This is a genomic window from Desulfohalobium retbaense DSM 5692 (assembly GCF_000024325.1).
GTDB lineage: Bacteria > Desulfobacterota > Desulfovibrionia > Desulfovibrionales > Desulfohalobiaceae > Desulfohalobium > Desulfohalobium retbaense.
This window is the reverse complement of record NC_013223.1, coordinates 2395094-2410228: the sequence shown is the minus strand read 5'-3', so window position 1 is coordinate 2410228 and position 15135 is coordinate 2395094. Positions and strand designations below refer to the sequence as shown.

The following is a 15135-nucleotide window of genomic DNA, read 5'->3' as shown; positions in this document are numbered from 1 at the left end:
ATATCCGGGACAAAAAAAGGCCGGAGCCCGGGATTTCCGGACTCCGGCCTTCAACAACACACGCACTGGGAGCCTAGTGACCACCGGCGCCGATAAGGCCTGAGGCAGCCGCCAACAGGACCACGACTTCCAAAATCGCGATGACCGCGTAAGTGGTTTCCTTGCGCTTCAAGTACGCCGGAATCAGGGTCAGATAGCAAACGATGGTCATCAGGGCCAACAGGGCAATGCCCAGGAAATTGATGAAGTCGCCGCTTCCCAGCAGGGCGACCCAGCCCCACCCGTCAGGGGAGTTGGTGATCTGCCGGTATTCAGCAACGGATTTGTCCCAATTATTGACCACGAGTTCCAAAGACACGTGGGGGTCGAGAATGCCAGCGACATAGATGATGTATGTCACGGCCATCAAAGCGATGCCGAGCCAGGCGCCGTAGAACAGGATGTTGGCGTAGGTGATCTGCTCCGGGCGCACAATGTAGGAATCGTATTTTGCCATGGTCGTTTCTCCTTAGTTATCCGAGCAGTCCGATGTTCAATCCTTTGTCCAGGGCCTTGAGGCCGGCGAAGAACAGGACGCCGATAACCATGTAACGGATGAACTTGGGCTTGGCCACGGCCAGGATGCGCACCCCGACAAACGAGCCCAGCATCAGTCCAATGATAGAGGGAATGGCCATCAGCGGGATGACGCACCCTTTATTGAGGTAGATCCAGGCGGCCGAGGTGTCGGTGATGGACAAGAGGAACTTGCTGGTGGCCACCGAAACCTTCAGCGGAGCGCCCATCAGCAGGTTAAGCACCGGGACGTTGGCCCAGCCAGCTCCGAGACCGAACATGCCCGCGACAATCCCGATGACCATGAACATGACAAAGCCCATCCAGGTCCGGTGGGTCTTCCAGGTCACGTCTTCGCCGCTGGAATCATCATGGTACATGCCGGACATTCCCAAGGCGAGGCCGAGCGCGTCCTGTTTGGTGACTACCGGGCGCTCGGAATTTTTGGAGACCGTGAGCAAAATGGCGATGAAAATGATGGTCGCGCCGAGGGCGATCTGGACGTAATCCGGGTTGAGCCGAGAGAGGTACAGCCCGAGCATGGCGCCGGCGATGGCAAAGGTCGAAGCGATAAGGGCGACCGGAAGCGCCAGCCGAAGGTCAGCCAGGTTGCGGCGTAAAAGCCCTGGGCCGGCGGCCAAGGCGCCAGCCAGGGCGACCATGAGTCCTGCACCCCTGACAAAGTCGATGTGGAAGGGAAAGAATCCACTGACAAGCGGGACGTACAAGACGCCGCCACCAACGCCGGCCAAAACAGCCACGACGCCGAGTACAAAACAGAAAAACAGGAGGATCAGCGGCCAGAACCACCAAGGGTGCGTCGCCCCTGTGGTCGCAGCGGTTTCAGCCGCAGCCAGCACGGGAGTGGAGCACAGGACCAGACTCAACCCAGCCAGGCTCCACCAGAGATGTTTTTTCAGCGAGGTGAACATAGTAAAACCCATTCCCCATTGTTAAAAGTGAAAATAACCTAACCCCAAAAGCGCAAGTAGGTGAGTGTGAAAAAAATGTCAAGGAGCTTGGCGCGGGGATGCGAGCGGAGCCGGGATGTGTTTTTTTTCTTTAGGGGGTTCAAAAGAAAGAAGAAATTTCACTGGCAACGACGGAGGGCATGAGGGAGCAAGGAAAAGAGGGGTAAAGGAAGGTGGAAGTTGTGATTTTTCGGACAAGCTGGGGCCAGGGCACACGGGTCAGCTTTGCGGGCCGCATTGCGGGCGTAAAAGGAGATGGGTCAAGAGGAACAAGCAAGCGGCGAGAAGGGTCCCGGACCAGAACACAGCTCGAAGTCCGCCGAGGGCAAAGATGCCACCCATGCACAGCGGGGCCAGGGTCTGGCCAAGCCGGAGCAGGGTGCCGTTGGCGGCCATGAAGGCGGCTCGGGTCCGCGGTGTGGCGATATCATTGAGCAGGGACATGACGTTGGGGATACTCAGGGCCTGGGCCGCACCAAAAAGCAAGGCCGGGACCAAAAGCCAGGCGAAGCTCGTGAAAAAGGGGATGATGGCAAAAGCAAGTCCATAGAAGACGAAGGCCGAGCGTAACAGGCAGAGCTCGGAAAAATGGGCGGCCAATCGCCCCAACTGGGAGGCGGCGATGGCGGTGATAAATGACGCGGCTGAAATAAGAAGACCGATTTGCGGGGCGGTGGCCTGGAACCGGGTGTCCAGCAGGATCGGGAAAAAGGTGATAAACGGCCCGTACAGCAGGATGAAGGTCCCCAGGGTGCAGAGGAAAAGTCCCAGAGCCTGTCTGCTGCGCATTTGTCCTGCGGCGTTGCGGAAATAGTCACCCAGGGATTCCCCGCCGTCGGGTTCGGGATTGTCAAGGTGCCAGAGGACAATGAGGGCCAGGGGAATTGCGGCCAGGGGCAGGGCGAACGGGAAATACCAGCCCAAAATAGCCAGTGCGCCACCCACGGCCGGATAGACTGCCGTGCCCACGCTGAGGATGCTCGCATTGAGGCCAAGCGCGGCAGTGCGACGCGTGCCGCTGAACAGATCGCCGATGATCGTGATATTGATCATGCCAAACGCAGCTGCGCCAGTGCCCTGGACAAAGCGCAACAGGAGCAGCAGTTCCCAGTTTCTGACCAGCGCGCAGGCGGCCCCGGCAATGCCGAAGACCAACAGCGCCGGAATGAGGATTTTTTTGCGTCCGACTCGATCGGCCAAGACCCCGAAAACAGGGGTAAACAGGACTCCGGGCAGGGTAAATGTGGTCAGCACCAGTCCGATGGTTTCCGGTGTGAGGTCAAAGACCTTGATCAGGGTGGGCAGAACGGGGATGATACTCGAAACCCCCATGACAACCATCAAAGTGACGGCGAACAGGATTTGGAGATTTCTATTTTTCAGCAATTCGTGCACAATGGATCCTCTGGGCTGGCGTTTCAGCGGGTTTTCGGATACGCCCTTTGGGCAAACTCTGCAACCAAGGCCATGGGGCCTGGCCGACCTCGGCGATTCGGCCAGGCCGGAGCAAAAGGCAGGCCTGAAAGACCAGCGTGAGAATCAGTTATGAGTCAAAATAAATATCACAAGTCCGGCATGTCCCGCCGGGATGTCCTCATGGCACCCTGGCAGCGCTTCCGGCGGCAGGATTCCCGTGACAGCAAAACGGGCTGGGATGCGTCTGCACGTGAAGCGGACGGTTTGTTGCGCGAAGGCCATTTTCAGCAGGCCCTGGCGGCTTATCGGAAATGTGTCGCTCAGGACCCCGGCCACCGCGAGGCCCAGAAAAAGATGGTCGTGTGTTATCTGTGGCTGGAGCGCTATCGCCAGGCACGCAAGGTTCTCGATCGCCTCCGGCAGGACCAGGAAGATGATTTCGTGCATCTCTATTCCGGTGTTGTCGCCGCTTTTGAGGGCGATCTGACCGCAGCGTTTGCGGAATGGGACAGATACGCCAATTATGACCAGCCTCTGGTGCTCCGGGCGATCAATCTGCAGTTGGCTTTGTATGAGTCCGGGGAATCCCCGGACCCTGAGGAAGCTGGCCGGGCCGTCTTCGAGGCCATTGAAGAACAGCGGCGGCGCGATCGTGGCCAGTAAAACTGGCAAAGTGCTACGGCGTGGAGGAAGAGTGCACGGCGTTCTGAGGCCTTGGTGCACCTCGCCACTTAGGGTGTAGAGGACTGTTGTCCTCACCTGCGAATCACTTTTGCCAGTTTGTATTGCTTTCCCTGTGTATTTACTGTAAGCGCAACGGATATTTTTTCACGGTAAAGGAGTTTTTGGTCCATGCAAAAGCATTTAAAGATATTGCAAGATCTTGCAAAGGATATCGCCGAATTGGATGAGCGGATAGTCGAAGTGTTCATCCATAGTGATGCGCCCCGCGATCCCTTTGATGCAGAGGAGATCTATCTGGTGTGTTCGTTGACCGATCCGGAAATCGCCAACGATATTGAAGTTTACAACGACGCCGGTTTTGCCTGGAGTCTGGAGATGCAGGACAAGATCGAGCCGTTGCGCGAAGCGCACGGCATCGGCCCTGAAATTATCCTGGCGCCGTTTAATTTCGTTCTCCATGCCGAAGGCGAGTATGGGGAGTATTATTCGACCCTCTTTTTACGCGAGGGCTATGCGCCGGTCCTCAAAATGGCGGATGAGCAACAAGCCAAACGGGAACAGGCGGTGTTTGAAGACGCGGAACCCGTGCAGGAAGACGATCCGGTCTGATTGCGACGCAATCCCCCCTTTCTAGGGAGTCTGTTGCACCCGAGAAAGCCGGCAGTGATTTGGGCAAGGGATATTTACGGATTCAGAGGGCATACAAAGCCGGCGCAGGGATAGGAGACCCTGTGCCGGCTTTCTTCGTAGCGCACGCATCTGCCTGAAGGGCCAGGGTCGATTCCTCCGCCGGACAAAACCCTGGCGTCGGGGACAGGGCTTCAGGCGTTGCGCATTTGGATCGGTTGTCCCGTCGATTCCAGCACCGCCCGCCAGTAGTTCGAATTGATGTTGAGTTTCCGGCGCTTCTGGGTCACCAGCGAGAGCGGCAGGTAGACAAAATTGTCCTGCAGCCGGCTGACGACCATATTGGTTTTGCCACTCATGGCCGCGTGCACGGCGTGCTGTCCGAGGAATCCGCAATAGACGCGGTCTCCCGGATCAGCGGGCACGGAACGGATGATATAGCTCGGGTCAATGAATTTGAGGGTGAACGGCAGGCCGGCGTTGTCGAAATGGGTTTTGATCTCCTGGCGCAAGAGGTCGCAGATGTCGCACAGAACCGGGTTGCCCGAGGCATCGGTGGCGCCGCTTTTCCCGTTCACTGCGCACAGATTTTGCCCAGCCCCTTCGGCGACAACCACCACGGCGTGGCCTCTGTCTTTGATCCGCTGTTCCAGGGAGGCCAAAAATCCGTTGGGACCATGGAGGTCGAACTCGTCTTCGGGGACAAGCACGAAATTGACTTCCTTTAGGGCCAGCGTCGCTTCGGCGGCGATAAACCCGGATTCCCGGCCCATGAGCTTGACCATGCCGATGCCGTTAGGGGCGCCATTGGCCTCGGTGTGGGCGCAGCGGATGGCCTCGGTGGCCTTGCTGACCGCGGTGGTGAACCCAAAAGAGTTGGTAACGAAATAGATATCGTTGTCGATGGTTTTCGGGACGCCGATCACACTGATCTTCAGGCCTCTGTCTTTGATCTCCTCCACGATTTTCGAGGCCGCCTTCATGGTTCCGTCTCCGCCGATCATGAACAGGATGTTGATGTTCATCCGTTCCAGGGCGTCGACAATTTCTTCGGCGGATTGGTGGCCGCGGGAAGAGCCGAGCATGGTGCCGCCGAATTCATGGATGTCGGAGACCACCCGGGGGGTGAGTTCTACAGTTTCATGCCCGTATTGGGGACAAAAGCCCTCGAGTCCGTAGCGGATGCCGACGATGGATGCCAGGCCGTAGTTGTGGTGGGCGGCCAGGACGATGGAGCGGATGACATCGTTGATCCCGGGGCAGAGTCCGCCGCAGGTGACAATGGCGCATTTCGTTTTCGAGGGGTCGAAGTAGATTTTGTCCCGTGGGCCAGCCTCGGTGAATTCAAAGGACATCGGTTCGTCCGGGGCCTCGTCCAAAACCTCCTGAGAGATATGGATCGGCAGTTGCTTGCTGTCTTGAATAAAACGCCCGAACGGTAAGGGGGAGGGGATCTTGGCCGGTCCCAAGGTTTCAATGGCCGTATTCAACTCGTGCAATGTGTGCATGATTTTTCCTTGATCTGGGGGATTTTTACAGAGAGCGGATATCCAGGGTCTGGCCCGTCAAGGGCGTGTCGCTGTGCAGGATGCGCAACAGTCCCTGGGCGGATTGTTCAGCTGAAATGAGCAGGCCCTTTTCTTTCCACGGGATGAATACCCGACGCAGGTCGTCAGCACTTTGGCCTTGGGATTCCCTGGCCTGGGTCTGCATCTGGGTGTCGACAATCCCGGGGCGATAGACCAGGACACTGAGTTCCGGGGCCTCGGTGGCCAATTGGCGGGCCAGGTGTTCTTCTCCGGATTTGGCGGCGCAATAGGCCGCAATGCCGGGCTGGGTCTTTTCCGCCGCTCCGGAGCCAAAAAAGACAGCGAGACCTTGGCCCTGTGTGCGCATGGACGGGACGCAGGCCCGGATCAGATGGAAACTGCCGACCAGGCTCGCACCCAGGACCTGCTCGACCCGATCTGCGGTCAATTCCCAGACGGCCGGGCCCGGGGCAAGAACTCCGGCGGCGTGGATAAAGCCCCCCACCTGTGGGGCCAGGTTCAGCGCTGTTTGCACAAGATGTTCAGCGGTAGCCGGTTGGCCGATGTCTCCGGGGACCGCGTCGACCTGCAAAGAGTGGTCGTGGCATATTTCGAGCACACGCTTCAGCGCTTCGGCATCGCGTCCATTCAAGACCAGAGGAATTCGGGCCGCGGCGAGTTGCTCGGCCAAGGCGCGGCCGATGCCGTGCGATGCCCCGGTGAGGATCAGCGCGTTGTGCTGCGCAAGATGCATATTCGGTCTCCTTGGAAGGAAAGGCGTTGTGGATGCCGCACAAGAGGTCCGAAATTTTCTCGGACTAGGATTCCTCTTTTTCCAGCGTGGCTGAAGGGTGGCAAGTTTAGGGGCAAAATGCAACCAGCCCTTGCGCTTGGGCCCGGAGCCGGGCATACAGGGCTCATATGTGGAAAAGATATGCCAATATCCGTGTCGGCAACGCGTTCAGGATGATTCGGGACTGGGTCCTGTTCGTCCTGCGGGCTTTTGTCCGCGATCAATGTCTGCTCCGGGCTTCGGCATTGACGTATGTCTCTGCTCTGGCCCTGGTCCCGTTTCTGGCAGTGGCGTTTTCATTGTCCAAAGGGTTCGGGTTCCAGAATACGCTGTATATACGCACGCTCCTGGAACGGTTCGCCGCCGGACGAGAGCAGGTCATCGAACACGTTTTGGCCTATATCAACAATACCGACGTGGCCACTTTGGGGTCTATCGGTGTCGGGGTCCTGTTCGTCTCTGTCTTTTCCATGCTGGCCACAGTCGAAAAGACGTTCAATACTATCTGGGGTGTCCAGCGCCCCCGGCAATTGAGTCGCAAATTTACCGACTATCTCAGTGTCACCCTGCTTTGTCCGGTCCTGGTCATCGCTTCCATCAGTATAACCGCTTCGCTGCAAAGCTCGGCCGTGGCCCAAAAGCTTTTGCGGGTGGGGTTTTTCAATTCGGTTTATGGGGGGCTGCTCAGCCTGGCCCCGTTCTTCATGGCCTGGCTGGCCCTGATCTTTATCTATACGGTCATGCCCAATACCAGGGTACGTTTCCTCCCGGCGCTGGGCGGCGGGCTGGTCGCCGGCTTTTTATGGCAGGCAACCCAGAAACTGCTCATCCATTACCAGATCGGATTCAGCAAATATAACGCGATTTATGGAAGCTTCGCCCAAGTGCCCTTGCTGTTGGTCTGGATGTATCTGAGTTGGATCATTGTTCTTTTTGGCGCAGAAATCAGTTTTGCCCTCCAAAACAGAAACACTGTGCTGCGCCAGGAGATGTGGGGGGCATTTGAACTCCGGCGCAAGCAGACCCTGGCCCTTGCTGTCGCGGCTTTGTTGGCCCGCAGCGTCGTCGAGGGGCACAGGCCACTGACATTGGAGCAATTGAGCCAGGCTACGGATACCTCGGTTCGGCAGGTAGGCGCTGTCCTTGAAGTCCTTGAACCTTCCGGGATTGTGGCCCGGGTGGTGACAGAGGACGAGGGGCTGGCGTATAGTCTGCTGGTCTGCCCGGATCGAGTCCGTGCCGCTGAGATTCTGGACCGCTTCGAGGCCTCCCCGGAAATCCCCGCTGAAGGAAGTGATACCGGGCAATGGGCGGTTGCGTGGCTGGAGCGGCTCCATGCGGCCCGCCGGGCGAGCGAGGCCAATGTCCTGCTCAGTGATCTGGCCCAGCAAGTTCCCCGTATTTGACCTTCCGCAGGCACAATCCCTGGGGGGGTGCCGTCGCGGGGGCCATTTCCCGTTTCTGCCCTTCGAGCAAGATTTTGACCTCGTCTACACTGATCTTGTTCCGTCCCACCGCTACGAGGCAGCCCATTATATTGCGGACCATCTGTTTCAAAAATCCATCGGCATGGAAGAGCCAGGTGCTTTCATTACCAGCTGCCCCGGGTTCCGGCGCCAAGTGATAAACGGTGCGCACGGTATGGCTCACTGGGGTCCCGGTATTTTGAAAGGCGGCGAAATCGAATGTGCCAGTCAACATCCTGGCGGCCACGGCCATTTTGTGCTCGTCCACCCGCCCCACCGACCAGACAAGAGGCCGTCGCTGGGGCAGGACATACCGCGGTTCTGTCCAGATGGTGTAGGCGTATTCCTTGGCTTGGGCGCTGAAGCGGGCATGGAAGTCGTCTCTGACATAGGCGGCCTCGCAAACAGCGATATCTTTGGGCAGGATCGCGTTGAGCGCTTTTTGCCACGGGATATGGTTTTTTTCCGGAGGGATATCGCAATGGCAGACCTGGCCGACGGCGTGCACACCGCTGTCCGTTCGGCCCGCCCCGTGGACACGAAGCGGGTGCTGGCACAGGGTGGCGAAAGCGTCTTCCAGGCACCCTTGAACCGTGCGGTCCCGGGGCTGTAATTGCCAGCCGGCAAAGTGGGTTCCGGTGTAGGCAACGACGAGTTTGAGGCGAGGCATACGCTGTCCTTCGGCTGATAAGGGTGGCGCTGAAAAGCGCTGGGTTGCGGTGGTCACTGGTACAGTGGTGTTTTCCGCACCGCGGGTCAAGTCGAGCAGGACAGGGGCCTCGAGGGACACCACCCTCTTTCGGGGGCAACCGAGCTTGACACAAACGGCAAGCTCTTCCATTCCTTTCACCAGAATATTGGGGTTTCAGCATTGACACCAACGAGCAGGAAGGAAGTGAGGCATATGGGATCAGAACGCACTATTTATCTTCAAATGCAACCGATTGAACAGGCGCTGGAGACCGTGCAGCAGGAGTTGCGCCCGGCAACACTCCTTGGTCATGAACTTGTGGCCACCGAAGAAGCAGTCGGCCGGGTGACGGCTGAGGCGGTCTATGCCCAATACTCCTCACCGACCTTTCATGGCGCTGCAATGGATGGTATCGCGGTCCGGGCCGCAGACACCTTTGCCGCCAGAGAGGGCGCGCCCGTCCATTTGGAGCGCAACACCGGCTTCGTCGAGGTCAACACCGGCAATCCGTTGCCGGACGGCATGAACGCGGTGATCATGGTCGAGCATATCGATTTTGTGGATTCTGACACCGTCGCCATCGAGGCCCCGGCCTTTCCTTGGCAACATGTGCGGCGCATTGGCGAGGACATTGTTGCCACGGAACTTCTCCTGCCTCAAAACCACACCTTGACGCCCTACGATACCGGCGCCCTCTTGAGCGCCGGTATCTGGGAACTCGCTGTCTGGCAACAGCCTGTTGTCGAGGTTATCCCCACCGGGGACGAGGTCCTCGATTTTCGGCAGCGCCCCGAGCCACGACCCGGTCAGGTCGTGGAAAGCAATTCCCAGGTCCTGGCTGGCCTGGCCCGACAATGGGGCGCTGAAGTCCGGTGTCAGCCGCCGGTGGCTGATGATGAAAGCATCCTTTTGCAGGCTGTCCAGGACGCTCTCGACGGGCCAGCCCATGTGGTGGTTATCGGTGCCGGGTCCTCGGCCGGGAGCAAGGATTTCAGCCGCCGGGTCATGGAACAATGCGGCAGGATTCTCGTTCATGGCATCACGGCCATGCCCGGCAAACCTTCCCTGCTTGGTGTGGCCGCGAACGGGAAACTCCTGGTGGGGGCTCCCGGGTATCCGGTCAGTGCCGTGGTCTGTTACGAGCAATTGCTCCAGCCGCTTTTGGCGCAAATGCAACACAAGCCGGTGAACCGGCGACCGGTTATCGAGGTGGAAATCAACCGGAAATTGCCGTCCAAACTCGGCGTGGACGAGTTCGTCCGGCTGGCCATCGGCAAGGTGGGCGATAAATGGGTGGGAACACCTCTGGCCCGGGGAGCAGGCATGATTACCACGTTGACCCGAGCCCAGGGAGTGGCCCGGATTCCCACGGAAAGCGAGGGCGTTGAGGCGGGGCAGACCGTTCGAGCCGAACTGTTTGTCCCGGCCGAGGAGGTCGAGCGGGTACTCGTTGCCGTGGGCAGTCACGACAACACCCTGGATCTCTTGGCCAATGCCCTGCAGGGGCTCAAGCACCCCATCGGACTGGCCTCCAGTCATGTCGGCAGTATGGGGGGATTGACCGCCCTGCAAAATGGTTCGGTCCATATCGCCGGAGCCCATCTGTACGACCCGGAAAGCGGGGATTACAACTTCCCGTTTCTCCAGCGCTATCTTGCCGATATTCCGGTGACCGCAGTGAATCTGGCCATCAGGCACCAGGGGTTGATCGTTCCCCGGGGCAATCCCAAAGGGATCCAGGGAATCCAGGACCTGACCCGCGACGATGTCCGGTTTATCAACCGGCAACGCGGGGCCGGCACCCGTATTCTCCTTGATGATCATCTGCACCGCGCGGGGCTCTCAGCCCGGGAGGTCAACGGCTATGGGCACGAAGAATTTACGCATATGGCCGTTGCGGTGAATGTCCTGAGTGGTGCTGCGGATTGCGGCATGGGGATATATGCGGCGGCCAAGGCCTTGGATCTCGATTTCGTTCCTTTGGCCCGGGAGCGCTACGACCTGTTGATCCCCACAGCATATCTTGAGGACGAAAAAATCCGCTCTGTCTTGGACCTGTTGGGGAAACCGGAGTTTCAGCAGGAGATCGAATCCCTGGGCGGGTACGATACCCATCTGACCGGACAAGTCATGCAGCCCGGCATGGGCCTGGGCGAAGGCTAACGGCCATACAGCGCAAAAAAACAGGTGGTCTATGCAAAGTTATCGCAAAGAACTCTGGTTTGAAGTTCCATCCCGGCGGGGTTTTGTGAACATCACACCCCAGGTCGAACAATGCCTCCGGGATTCCGGAATTGAGGAGGGGCTGTGCCTGGTCAACGCCATGCATATCACCGCCTCGGTTTTCATCAATGATGACGAAAGCGGGCTCCACCATGATTATGAACAGTGGTTGGAAGCCCTTGCTCCCCATGAGCCGGTGTCCCAATACCGCCACAATGTCGGTGAGGACAATGCCGACGCCCATATGAAGCGGCAGATCATGGGCCGAGAAGTGGTTGTGGCCGTGAGCGGCGGGCGATTGGATTTCGGGACCTGGGAGCAGATCTTTTATGGGGAATTCGACGGGCGCCGGAAAAAACGGGTGCTGGTCAAGATTATCGGGGAATAGGGCCCTGGAATCAGAGGGGCTCGAAATGCAGAACCTGGCCGAGACGGAGCCCGAAGCGCTGAGCGAGAACGTCCTGATTGAGGGCGAGTTCGTAGTAGCCTTGACTGCCAGGCACCAGGCCGATGGTTCCGGGAGGAATGGCGGCGTAAGTCTGGGCCGGGATAACCGGCGTGTCGCCGCAAGCGGGACAACGCAGCTGCGGCGCGGCCGTAAGCTCGGCAGCTGCTGACGACCCCTGACGCAGGCCGAGGATCGTGTTGCCGAAGCGGTCTATATGCAGAACAGGCCAGGACGCGCCCGTCGTGTGCGGAGCATGTTCTGGCCTGTTCTGCGGAAGCGGCCGGATCTGTTCCGGGGCGCACGGTTCGCCGCAGGCTGCGGCCGATTTGCCTCGGGCCAGGGAGGCGGCAAGAGGGCCAAACCAGTCCCGGGCGTGGAAGGTGGCGCTCTGGAGCTCTTTTGGCGGGCTGGCCCGCCACAGTCCCTGGAGCGGGTGGTGCTTGAGAAAAAGGGCCAGAAGGCCGTTGTCCGGGGCCACCACCAGGCGGTCCTCGCTGCGCGCGATCAGGGCCCCTCGCTGCGTGCCCACACCGGGATCGACCACAGCCAGGACCACGCAGGGCTGGGGCAAATGCGCTATGCTGACATCCAGAAAGAAGGCCCCCTGTTCGATCTGGTGTGGAACCACCCCGTGGGAGATGTCCAACAACGCACTCTGGGGGGCCTCTCGAATGAGTCTGCCCTTGAGCTGGCCGACGTACGGGTCGGCAAGGCCGAAATCGGTCAATAATGCGATGGTTGCCGATATCTGGACGTCTGGGGTCCCCATTGCCCTTCCTCAATAGACCTTGCGTTTGGCGAAATCAGAACCGAGAACGTGCCACGTATTCTCAACAATCGTGAAGGCATAGGGGTCCACGCCGTAGACGATCTCTTCGAGCCGTTTGACCTGGTAATTGTTGATTACCGTGAGGAGGACCTTTTTGCGGCGTCCGGTATATGAACCGCGGCCGTAAAGAAAGGTGCTGCCTTTATTGATTTTTTCGCTAATTTCATTGGCGATGGCGTCAGTGAGGTCGGAGACAATGAGCACCAGTTTTCGCTGGTTGAACAGGGAAAGAAAGTGGTCGGTCACCAACCCCAGGATAAAGACCATGGCCAGTGAATACAGGACGATGTCGAGATTTAAAAAGGCCAGGGATGCGGCGAACAAAAAGACGTTGAAGGTGAAATAGGTGTTGCCGATACGGACATTGAGCTTCTGGTTGAGAATAATGGCAATAATGTCCGTTCCTCCAGTGGAACCCAGTGAACGGAGCGTAATGCCGGTGCCAGCGCCAATCACCGCCCCGCTGGCGAGCATGGCCAGGATGGGATCGCTTATGGGCGCAGTATAGGTGATGACGTCCATAAACACACCGACAATGATCGTGCCGTACAGGGTGTAGAGGAAAAACCGTTTGCTGACCCACAACCAGCCAAGGATAAAAATGGGGATATTGATGACCAGATACCAGGCCCCTGGCTCAAGACCCCCGAAAATATAGTACAGAAGCATGGCCACACCGCCGGCACCTCCAGAGACAAAACCCTGGGGAATAGCTATCGACTTGAGTCCAAAAGCGATGAGAATGGACCCGCTGGTCAAGAGCCACAGATTCCAGGGGACGGAATAGGTCAGGTCACGAAAGCTGAGAGGAAATCGCATTTGCTCCTCGTTCATTACTCTATCGGGTTCGAAATTTTCTCCAAGCGAGACTGGTCTATAGAACGCTGTATTGTCCCTATGGCAGGGCATGGCGGTCGTATGGTCCGAAAAGGACGAGGCCCCGGTAGCTTGCCTCACGGAGACGGTCAAACCAAGGTCCAGATTTTTGCCCGCGGGCCTTTCTGAGTGGAGTTTGTGTTTATGGAATGGGTTTTCATTCTTGTCGTCTTATTCGCCGGGGCTATGGCCCCGACCCAGGCCGGAATCAACGCCGGCTTGAGCGGCTATTTGAACAGCAATGTCCTGGCCGCCCTGGTGTCGTTTCTTGTCGGTTCGCTGGCCTTGTTTGTATATGCCGTGGTCCTCAGAATCCCCTGGCCGGGAGGGCAGGCCCTGCAAGCGGCTCCCTGGTGGGTCTGGACCGGCGGTTTTTGCGGGGCGTATCTGGTAACCGCCACCGTGGCGGCTGTCCCGGTCCTCGGCGCCGCGACCATGATCGGCGTATTTGTCGCCGGGCAGATGGGGACGTCTTTGCTTCTGGACCATTTCGGGCTTGTGGGCTACCCGGTCCAGCCAATAAGCGTCTGGCGTATCGTGGGAATCGTTTGTATCGTTGTCGGTGTTTTGTTGATTAAACGGTTTTGACAGTGCCGAAATGGCGATGCCTTTGTCGACTCGTTCCAGCTGGCCGATGACAACGTAGCGGAATAGCAGTTCAAACGCCTGAGCACGGAGAGGTGCTCGGCGATTGTGAACCTGTCGTGCACCGTCTCGTCCCCTCAGGCTTGTGAACCGCTTGCGGGATGCGGTGTGGTGATCAGTGTGTTGCGGACAATGCATCGGCTGGGTGTCCAGTTGCAAAAAGGGACGCAGGGCGAACATGTTCCGAGTGCGGATTCAAGATGCATCAATCAGCCGAAGCGTCGTTCGCTGGAGTGGAGCCGTTTGCGACCCCGTTGTGTTGGGCTAGTATCTCCCAGGCCTCTTCAGCGGTTTCCACAAATTGGAAAAAGTCGAGATCGTCCTGGGAAATCGTTCCTTCGTCCACCAGGGCATCGAAATTGATGATCCGACGCCAGAACCGTTCGCAAAACAGCAGGACCGGGATCGGTTTGATTTTGCGGGTCTGGAGCAGAGTCAAGGCTTCGAACAATTCGTCCAACGTGCCAAAGCCCCCCGGGAACACCACCAATCCCTTTGCCCGGAGCAGAAAATGCATTTTGCGAATAGCAAAGTAGTGGAATTGGAAGGCGAGATTGGGGGTGATGTATTGATTGGGGGCCTGCTCATGGGGCAAAACGATATTGAGGCCGATATTTTTGGCTCCAATGTCATGCGCGCCGTGATTGGCCGCGCCCATGATGCCGGCTCCGCCACCGGTAATGACAACGAGCTGGTTGTCCGGGGTCGATTGGGAAATGAGCCGGCCAAGTTTGCGGGATTCATCATAATAGTGGCTTGTGGCCACGGCATTGTGAGCGATGGCCAACTGGTTCTGCAGTTCCCGGTCTTCCGGGTTGTGTTCATAGGCTTGTTGGATGGTCTCCAAATGGGCTCGGGCCGTCTCCGGGTCAGGGATCCGCGCTGAGCCGTAGATGACGATAGTCGATTCGATTCCCTCCTCCTGAAGAATCAACTCCGGCTTGAGGAGTTCCAATTGCAGGCGTACCGGCCGTAATTCGCCGCGGAGCATGAATTCGGGGTCCTGAAAGGCCAACCGGTACGACGGGGATTGGCATTGAGGGGAATCGGGGGGGCATTGGGAGGCCCGGGCGTCTTCTGTGGCTGAAGGAAATGGGCCGCGGCCGTATTTTTTGAGGGGCATCGAAGTCGTCCTTTGTGCTGTTCGGCAGCCCGATGACAATTTCTGGGTGGCGGCAACGCGTCAGGAATTGCAGCTCTATGCGCGTTTCAACCACTCAGCAATCTTGCGTTTTTTATTGTCACCCTTTTGGGCTGCTGGCTACGTTTTTTTCTCTAGGCGGCCAGGAATGGGTGGTCCGGACTCCGTGTCTATGGGCCCTGACCGGGCCGCGTCAACCCTGGCAAAGGGGCCGGGACCGCAATCCCGGGAGCCCAATGCA

15 protein-coding genes are annotated in these 15135 nt (G+C 58.3%); 6 read left to right on the top strand and 9 right to left on the bottom strand.

Annotated elements, in window-relative coordinates:
* Positions 1-73: 73 nt before the first annotated feature.
* From DRET_RS10600 to DRET_RS10590, 3 genes are all read right to left on the bottom strand, one after another.
* Complete coding sequence (locus DRET_RS10600) at positions 74-496, bottom strand: DUF1634 domain-containing protein (RefSeq protein ID WP_015752544.1); 423 nt, start codon at positions 494-496, stop codon at positions 74-76.
* A gap of 16 nt (positions 497-512) precedes the next feature.
* Positions 513-1487: a sulfite exporter TauE/SafE family protein gene (locus DRET_RS10595; protein WP_015752543.1), complete on the bottom strand. Its 975-nt coding sequence runs from the start codon at positions 1485-1487 to the stop codon at positions 513-515.
* Positions 1488-1745: 258 nt separating this feature from the next.
* Complete coding sequence (locus tag DRET_RS10590; protein ID WP_015752542.1) at positions 1746-2921, bottom strand: MFS transporter; 1176 nt, start codon at positions 2919-2921, stop codon at positions 1746-1748.
* Between the two features lie 150 nt (positions 2922-3071).
* Between DRET_RS10590 and DRET_RS10585 the strand changes: the two genes are divergently transcribed.
* Together DRET_RS10585 and DRET_RS10580 are read left to right on the top strand one after the other, a co-directional pair.
* Entirely contained in the window at positions 3072-3605 is a 534-nt protein-coding gene (locus DRET_RS10585; protein WP_015752541.1) for a tetratricopeptide repeat protein, read from the top strand.
* Between the two features lie 189 nt (positions 3606-3794).
* The gene (locus DRET_RS10580) at positions 3795-4235 is read left to right on the top strand and encodes a hypothetical protein (RefSeq protein ID WP_015752540.1); all 441 of its coding nucleotides are present in this window, start codon (positions 3795-3797) and stop codon (positions 4233-4235) included.
* A gap of 212 nt (positions 4236-4447) precedes the next feature.
* Here the strand turns inward: DRET_RS10580 and DRET_RS10575 are convergent, their stop codons facing one another.
* Entirely contained in the window at positions 4448-5761 is a 1314-nt protein-coding gene (locus DRET_RS10575) for an ATP-dependent 6-phosphofructokinase (protein ID WP_015752539.1), read from the bottom strand.
* 25 nt (positions 5762-5786) lie between these two features.
* A complete protein-coding gene (locus DRET_RS10570; RefSeq protein ID WP_015752538.1) occupies positions 5787-6536 on the bottom strand; it encodes an SDR family NAD(P)-dependent oxidoreductase in 750 nt (249 codons plus the stop codon).
* A 167-nt stretch (positions 6537-6703) separates the two neighbouring features.
* Here DRET_RS10570 and DRET_RS10565 point away from each other — a divergent pair, with 167 nt between their 5' ends.
* Positions 6704-7981, top strand: a complete 1278-nt coding sequence (locus DRET_RS10565; protein ID WP_015752537.1) for a YihY/virulence factor BrkB family protein — start codon at positions 6704-6706, stop codon at positions 7979-7981.
* Here the strand turns inward: DRET_RS10565 and truA are convergent.
* A complete protein-coding gene (truA, locus tag DRET_RS10560; RefSeq protein ID WP_015752536.1) occupies positions 7947-8711 on the bottom strand; it encodes a tRNA pseudouridine(38-40) synthase TruA in 765 nt (254 codons plus the stop codon). The genes DRET_RS10565 and truA overlap by 35 nt on opposite strands.
* A gap of 234 nt (positions 8712-8945) precedes the next feature.
* On the opposite strand from truA, the gene DRET_RS10555 reads away from it, so the two are divergent.
* Positions 8946-10895 (top strand): molybdopterin biosynthesis protein, encoded by a 1950-nt coding sequence (locus DRET_RS10555; RefSeq protein WP_015752535.1) that lies wholly within the window; start codon positions 8946-8948, stop codon positions 10893-10895.
* A gap of 31 nt (positions 10896-10926) precedes the next feature.
* Positions 10927-11343 carry a secondary thiamine-phosphate synthase enzyme YjbQ gene (locus DRET_RS10550; RefSeq protein WP_015752534.1) on the top strand — a complete coding sequence of 139 codons (417 nt, stop codon included), beginning with the start codon at positions 10927-10929 and terminating at the stop codon, positions 11341-11343.
* A gap of 10 nt (positions 11344-11353) precedes the next feature.
* Here DRET_RS10550 and DRET_RS10545 read toward each other — a convergent pair whose 3' ends face one another.
* Both DRET_RS10545 and DRET_RS10540 read right to left on the bottom strand, forming a co-directional pair.
* Positions 11354-12172: an SAM hydrolase/SAM-dependent halogenase family protein gene (locus tag DRET_RS10545; RefSeq protein ID WP_015752533.1), complete on the bottom strand. Its 819-nt coding sequence runs from the start codon at positions 12170-12172 to the stop codon at positions 11354-11356.
* A gap of 9 nt (positions 12173-12181) precedes the next feature.
* Positions 12182-13051 carry a YitT family protein gene (locus DRET_RS10540; protein WP_015752532.1) on the bottom strand — a complete coding sequence of 290 codons (870 nt, stop codon included), beginning with the start codon at positions 13049-13051 and terminating at the stop codon, positions 12182-12184.
* Positions 13052-13252: 201 nt separating this feature from the next.
* Here DRET_RS10540 and DRET_RS10535 point away from each other — a divergent pair, with 201 nt between their 5' ends.
* Positions 13253-13696 carry a DMT family transporter gene (locus tag DRET_RS10535; RefSeq protein ID WP_015752531.1) on the top strand — a complete coding sequence of 148 codons (444 nt, stop codon included), beginning with the start codon at positions 13253-13255 and terminating at the stop codon, positions 13694-13696.
* A 262-nt stretch (positions 13697-13958) separates the two neighbouring features.
* On the opposite strand, the gene DRET_RS10530 is transcribed toward DRET_RS10535, so the two are convergent.
* The gene (locus DRET_RS10530) at positions 13959-14876 is read right to left on the bottom strand and encodes an LOG family protein (RefSeq protein ID WP_015752530.1); all 918 of its coding nucleotides are present in this window, start codon (positions 14874-14876) and stop codon (positions 13959-13961) included.
* Positions 14877-15135: the final 259 nt, after the last annotated feature.

Bases quoted from the DNA above. Each gene is read 5' to 3' on its own strand.
- DRET_RS10530 (WP_015752530.1), bottom strand. From the start codon at position 14,876: ATGCCCCTCAAAAAATACGGCCGCGGCCCATTTCCTTCAGCCACAGAA.
- DRET_RS10545 (WP_015752533.1), bottom strand. From the start codon at position 12,172: ATGGGGACCCCAGACGTCCAGATATCGGCAACCATCGCATTATTGACC.
- DRET_RS10555 (WP_015752535.1), top strand. From the start codon at position 8,946: ATGGGATCAGAACGCACTATTTATCTTCAAATGCAACCGATTGAACAG.
- DRET_RS10575 (WP_015752539.1), bottom strand. From the start codon at position 5,761: ATGCACACATTGCACGAGTTGAATACGGCCATTGAAACCTTGGGACCG.
- DRET_RS10540 (WP_015752532.1), bottom strand. From the start codon at position 13,051: ATGCGATTTCCTCTCAGCTTTCGTGACCTGACCTATTCCGTCCCCTGG.
- DRET_RS10580 (WP_015752540.1), top strand. From the start codon at position 3,795: ATGCAAAAGCATTTAAAGATATTGCAAGATCTTGCAAAGGATATCGCC.
- truA (WP_015752536.1), bottom strand. From the start codon at position 8,711: ATGCCTCGCCTCAAACTCGTCGTTGCCTACACCGGAACCCACTTTGCC.
- DRET_RS10570 (WP_015752538.1), bottom strand. From the start codon at position 6,536: ATGCATCTTGCGCAGCACAACGCGCTGATCCTCACCGGGGCATCGCAC.
- DRET_RS10565 (WP_015752537.1), top strand. From the start codon at position 6,704: ATGTGGAAAAGATATGCCAATATCCGTGTCGGCAACGCGTTCAGGATG.
- DRET_RS10600 (WP_015752544.1), bottom strand. From the start codon at position 496: ATGGCAAAATACGATTCCTACATTGTGCGCCCGGAGCAGATCACCTAC.
- DRET_RS10585 (WP_015752541.1), top strand. From the start codon at position 3,072: ATGAGTCAAAATAAATATCACAAGTCCGGCATGTCCCGCCGGGATGTC.
- DRET_RS10535 (WP_015752531.1), top strand. From the start codon at position 13,253: ATGGAATGGGTTTTCATTCTTGTCGTCTTATTCGCCGGGGCTATGGCC.
- DRET_RS10595 (WP_015752543.1), bottom strand. From the start codon at position 1,487: ATGTTCACCTCGCTGAAAAAACATCTCTGGTGGAGCCTGGCTGGGTTG.
- DRET_RS10550 (WP_015752534.1), top strand. From the start codon at position 10,927: ATGCAAAGTTATCGCAAAGAACTCTGGTTTGAAGTTCCATCCCGGCGG.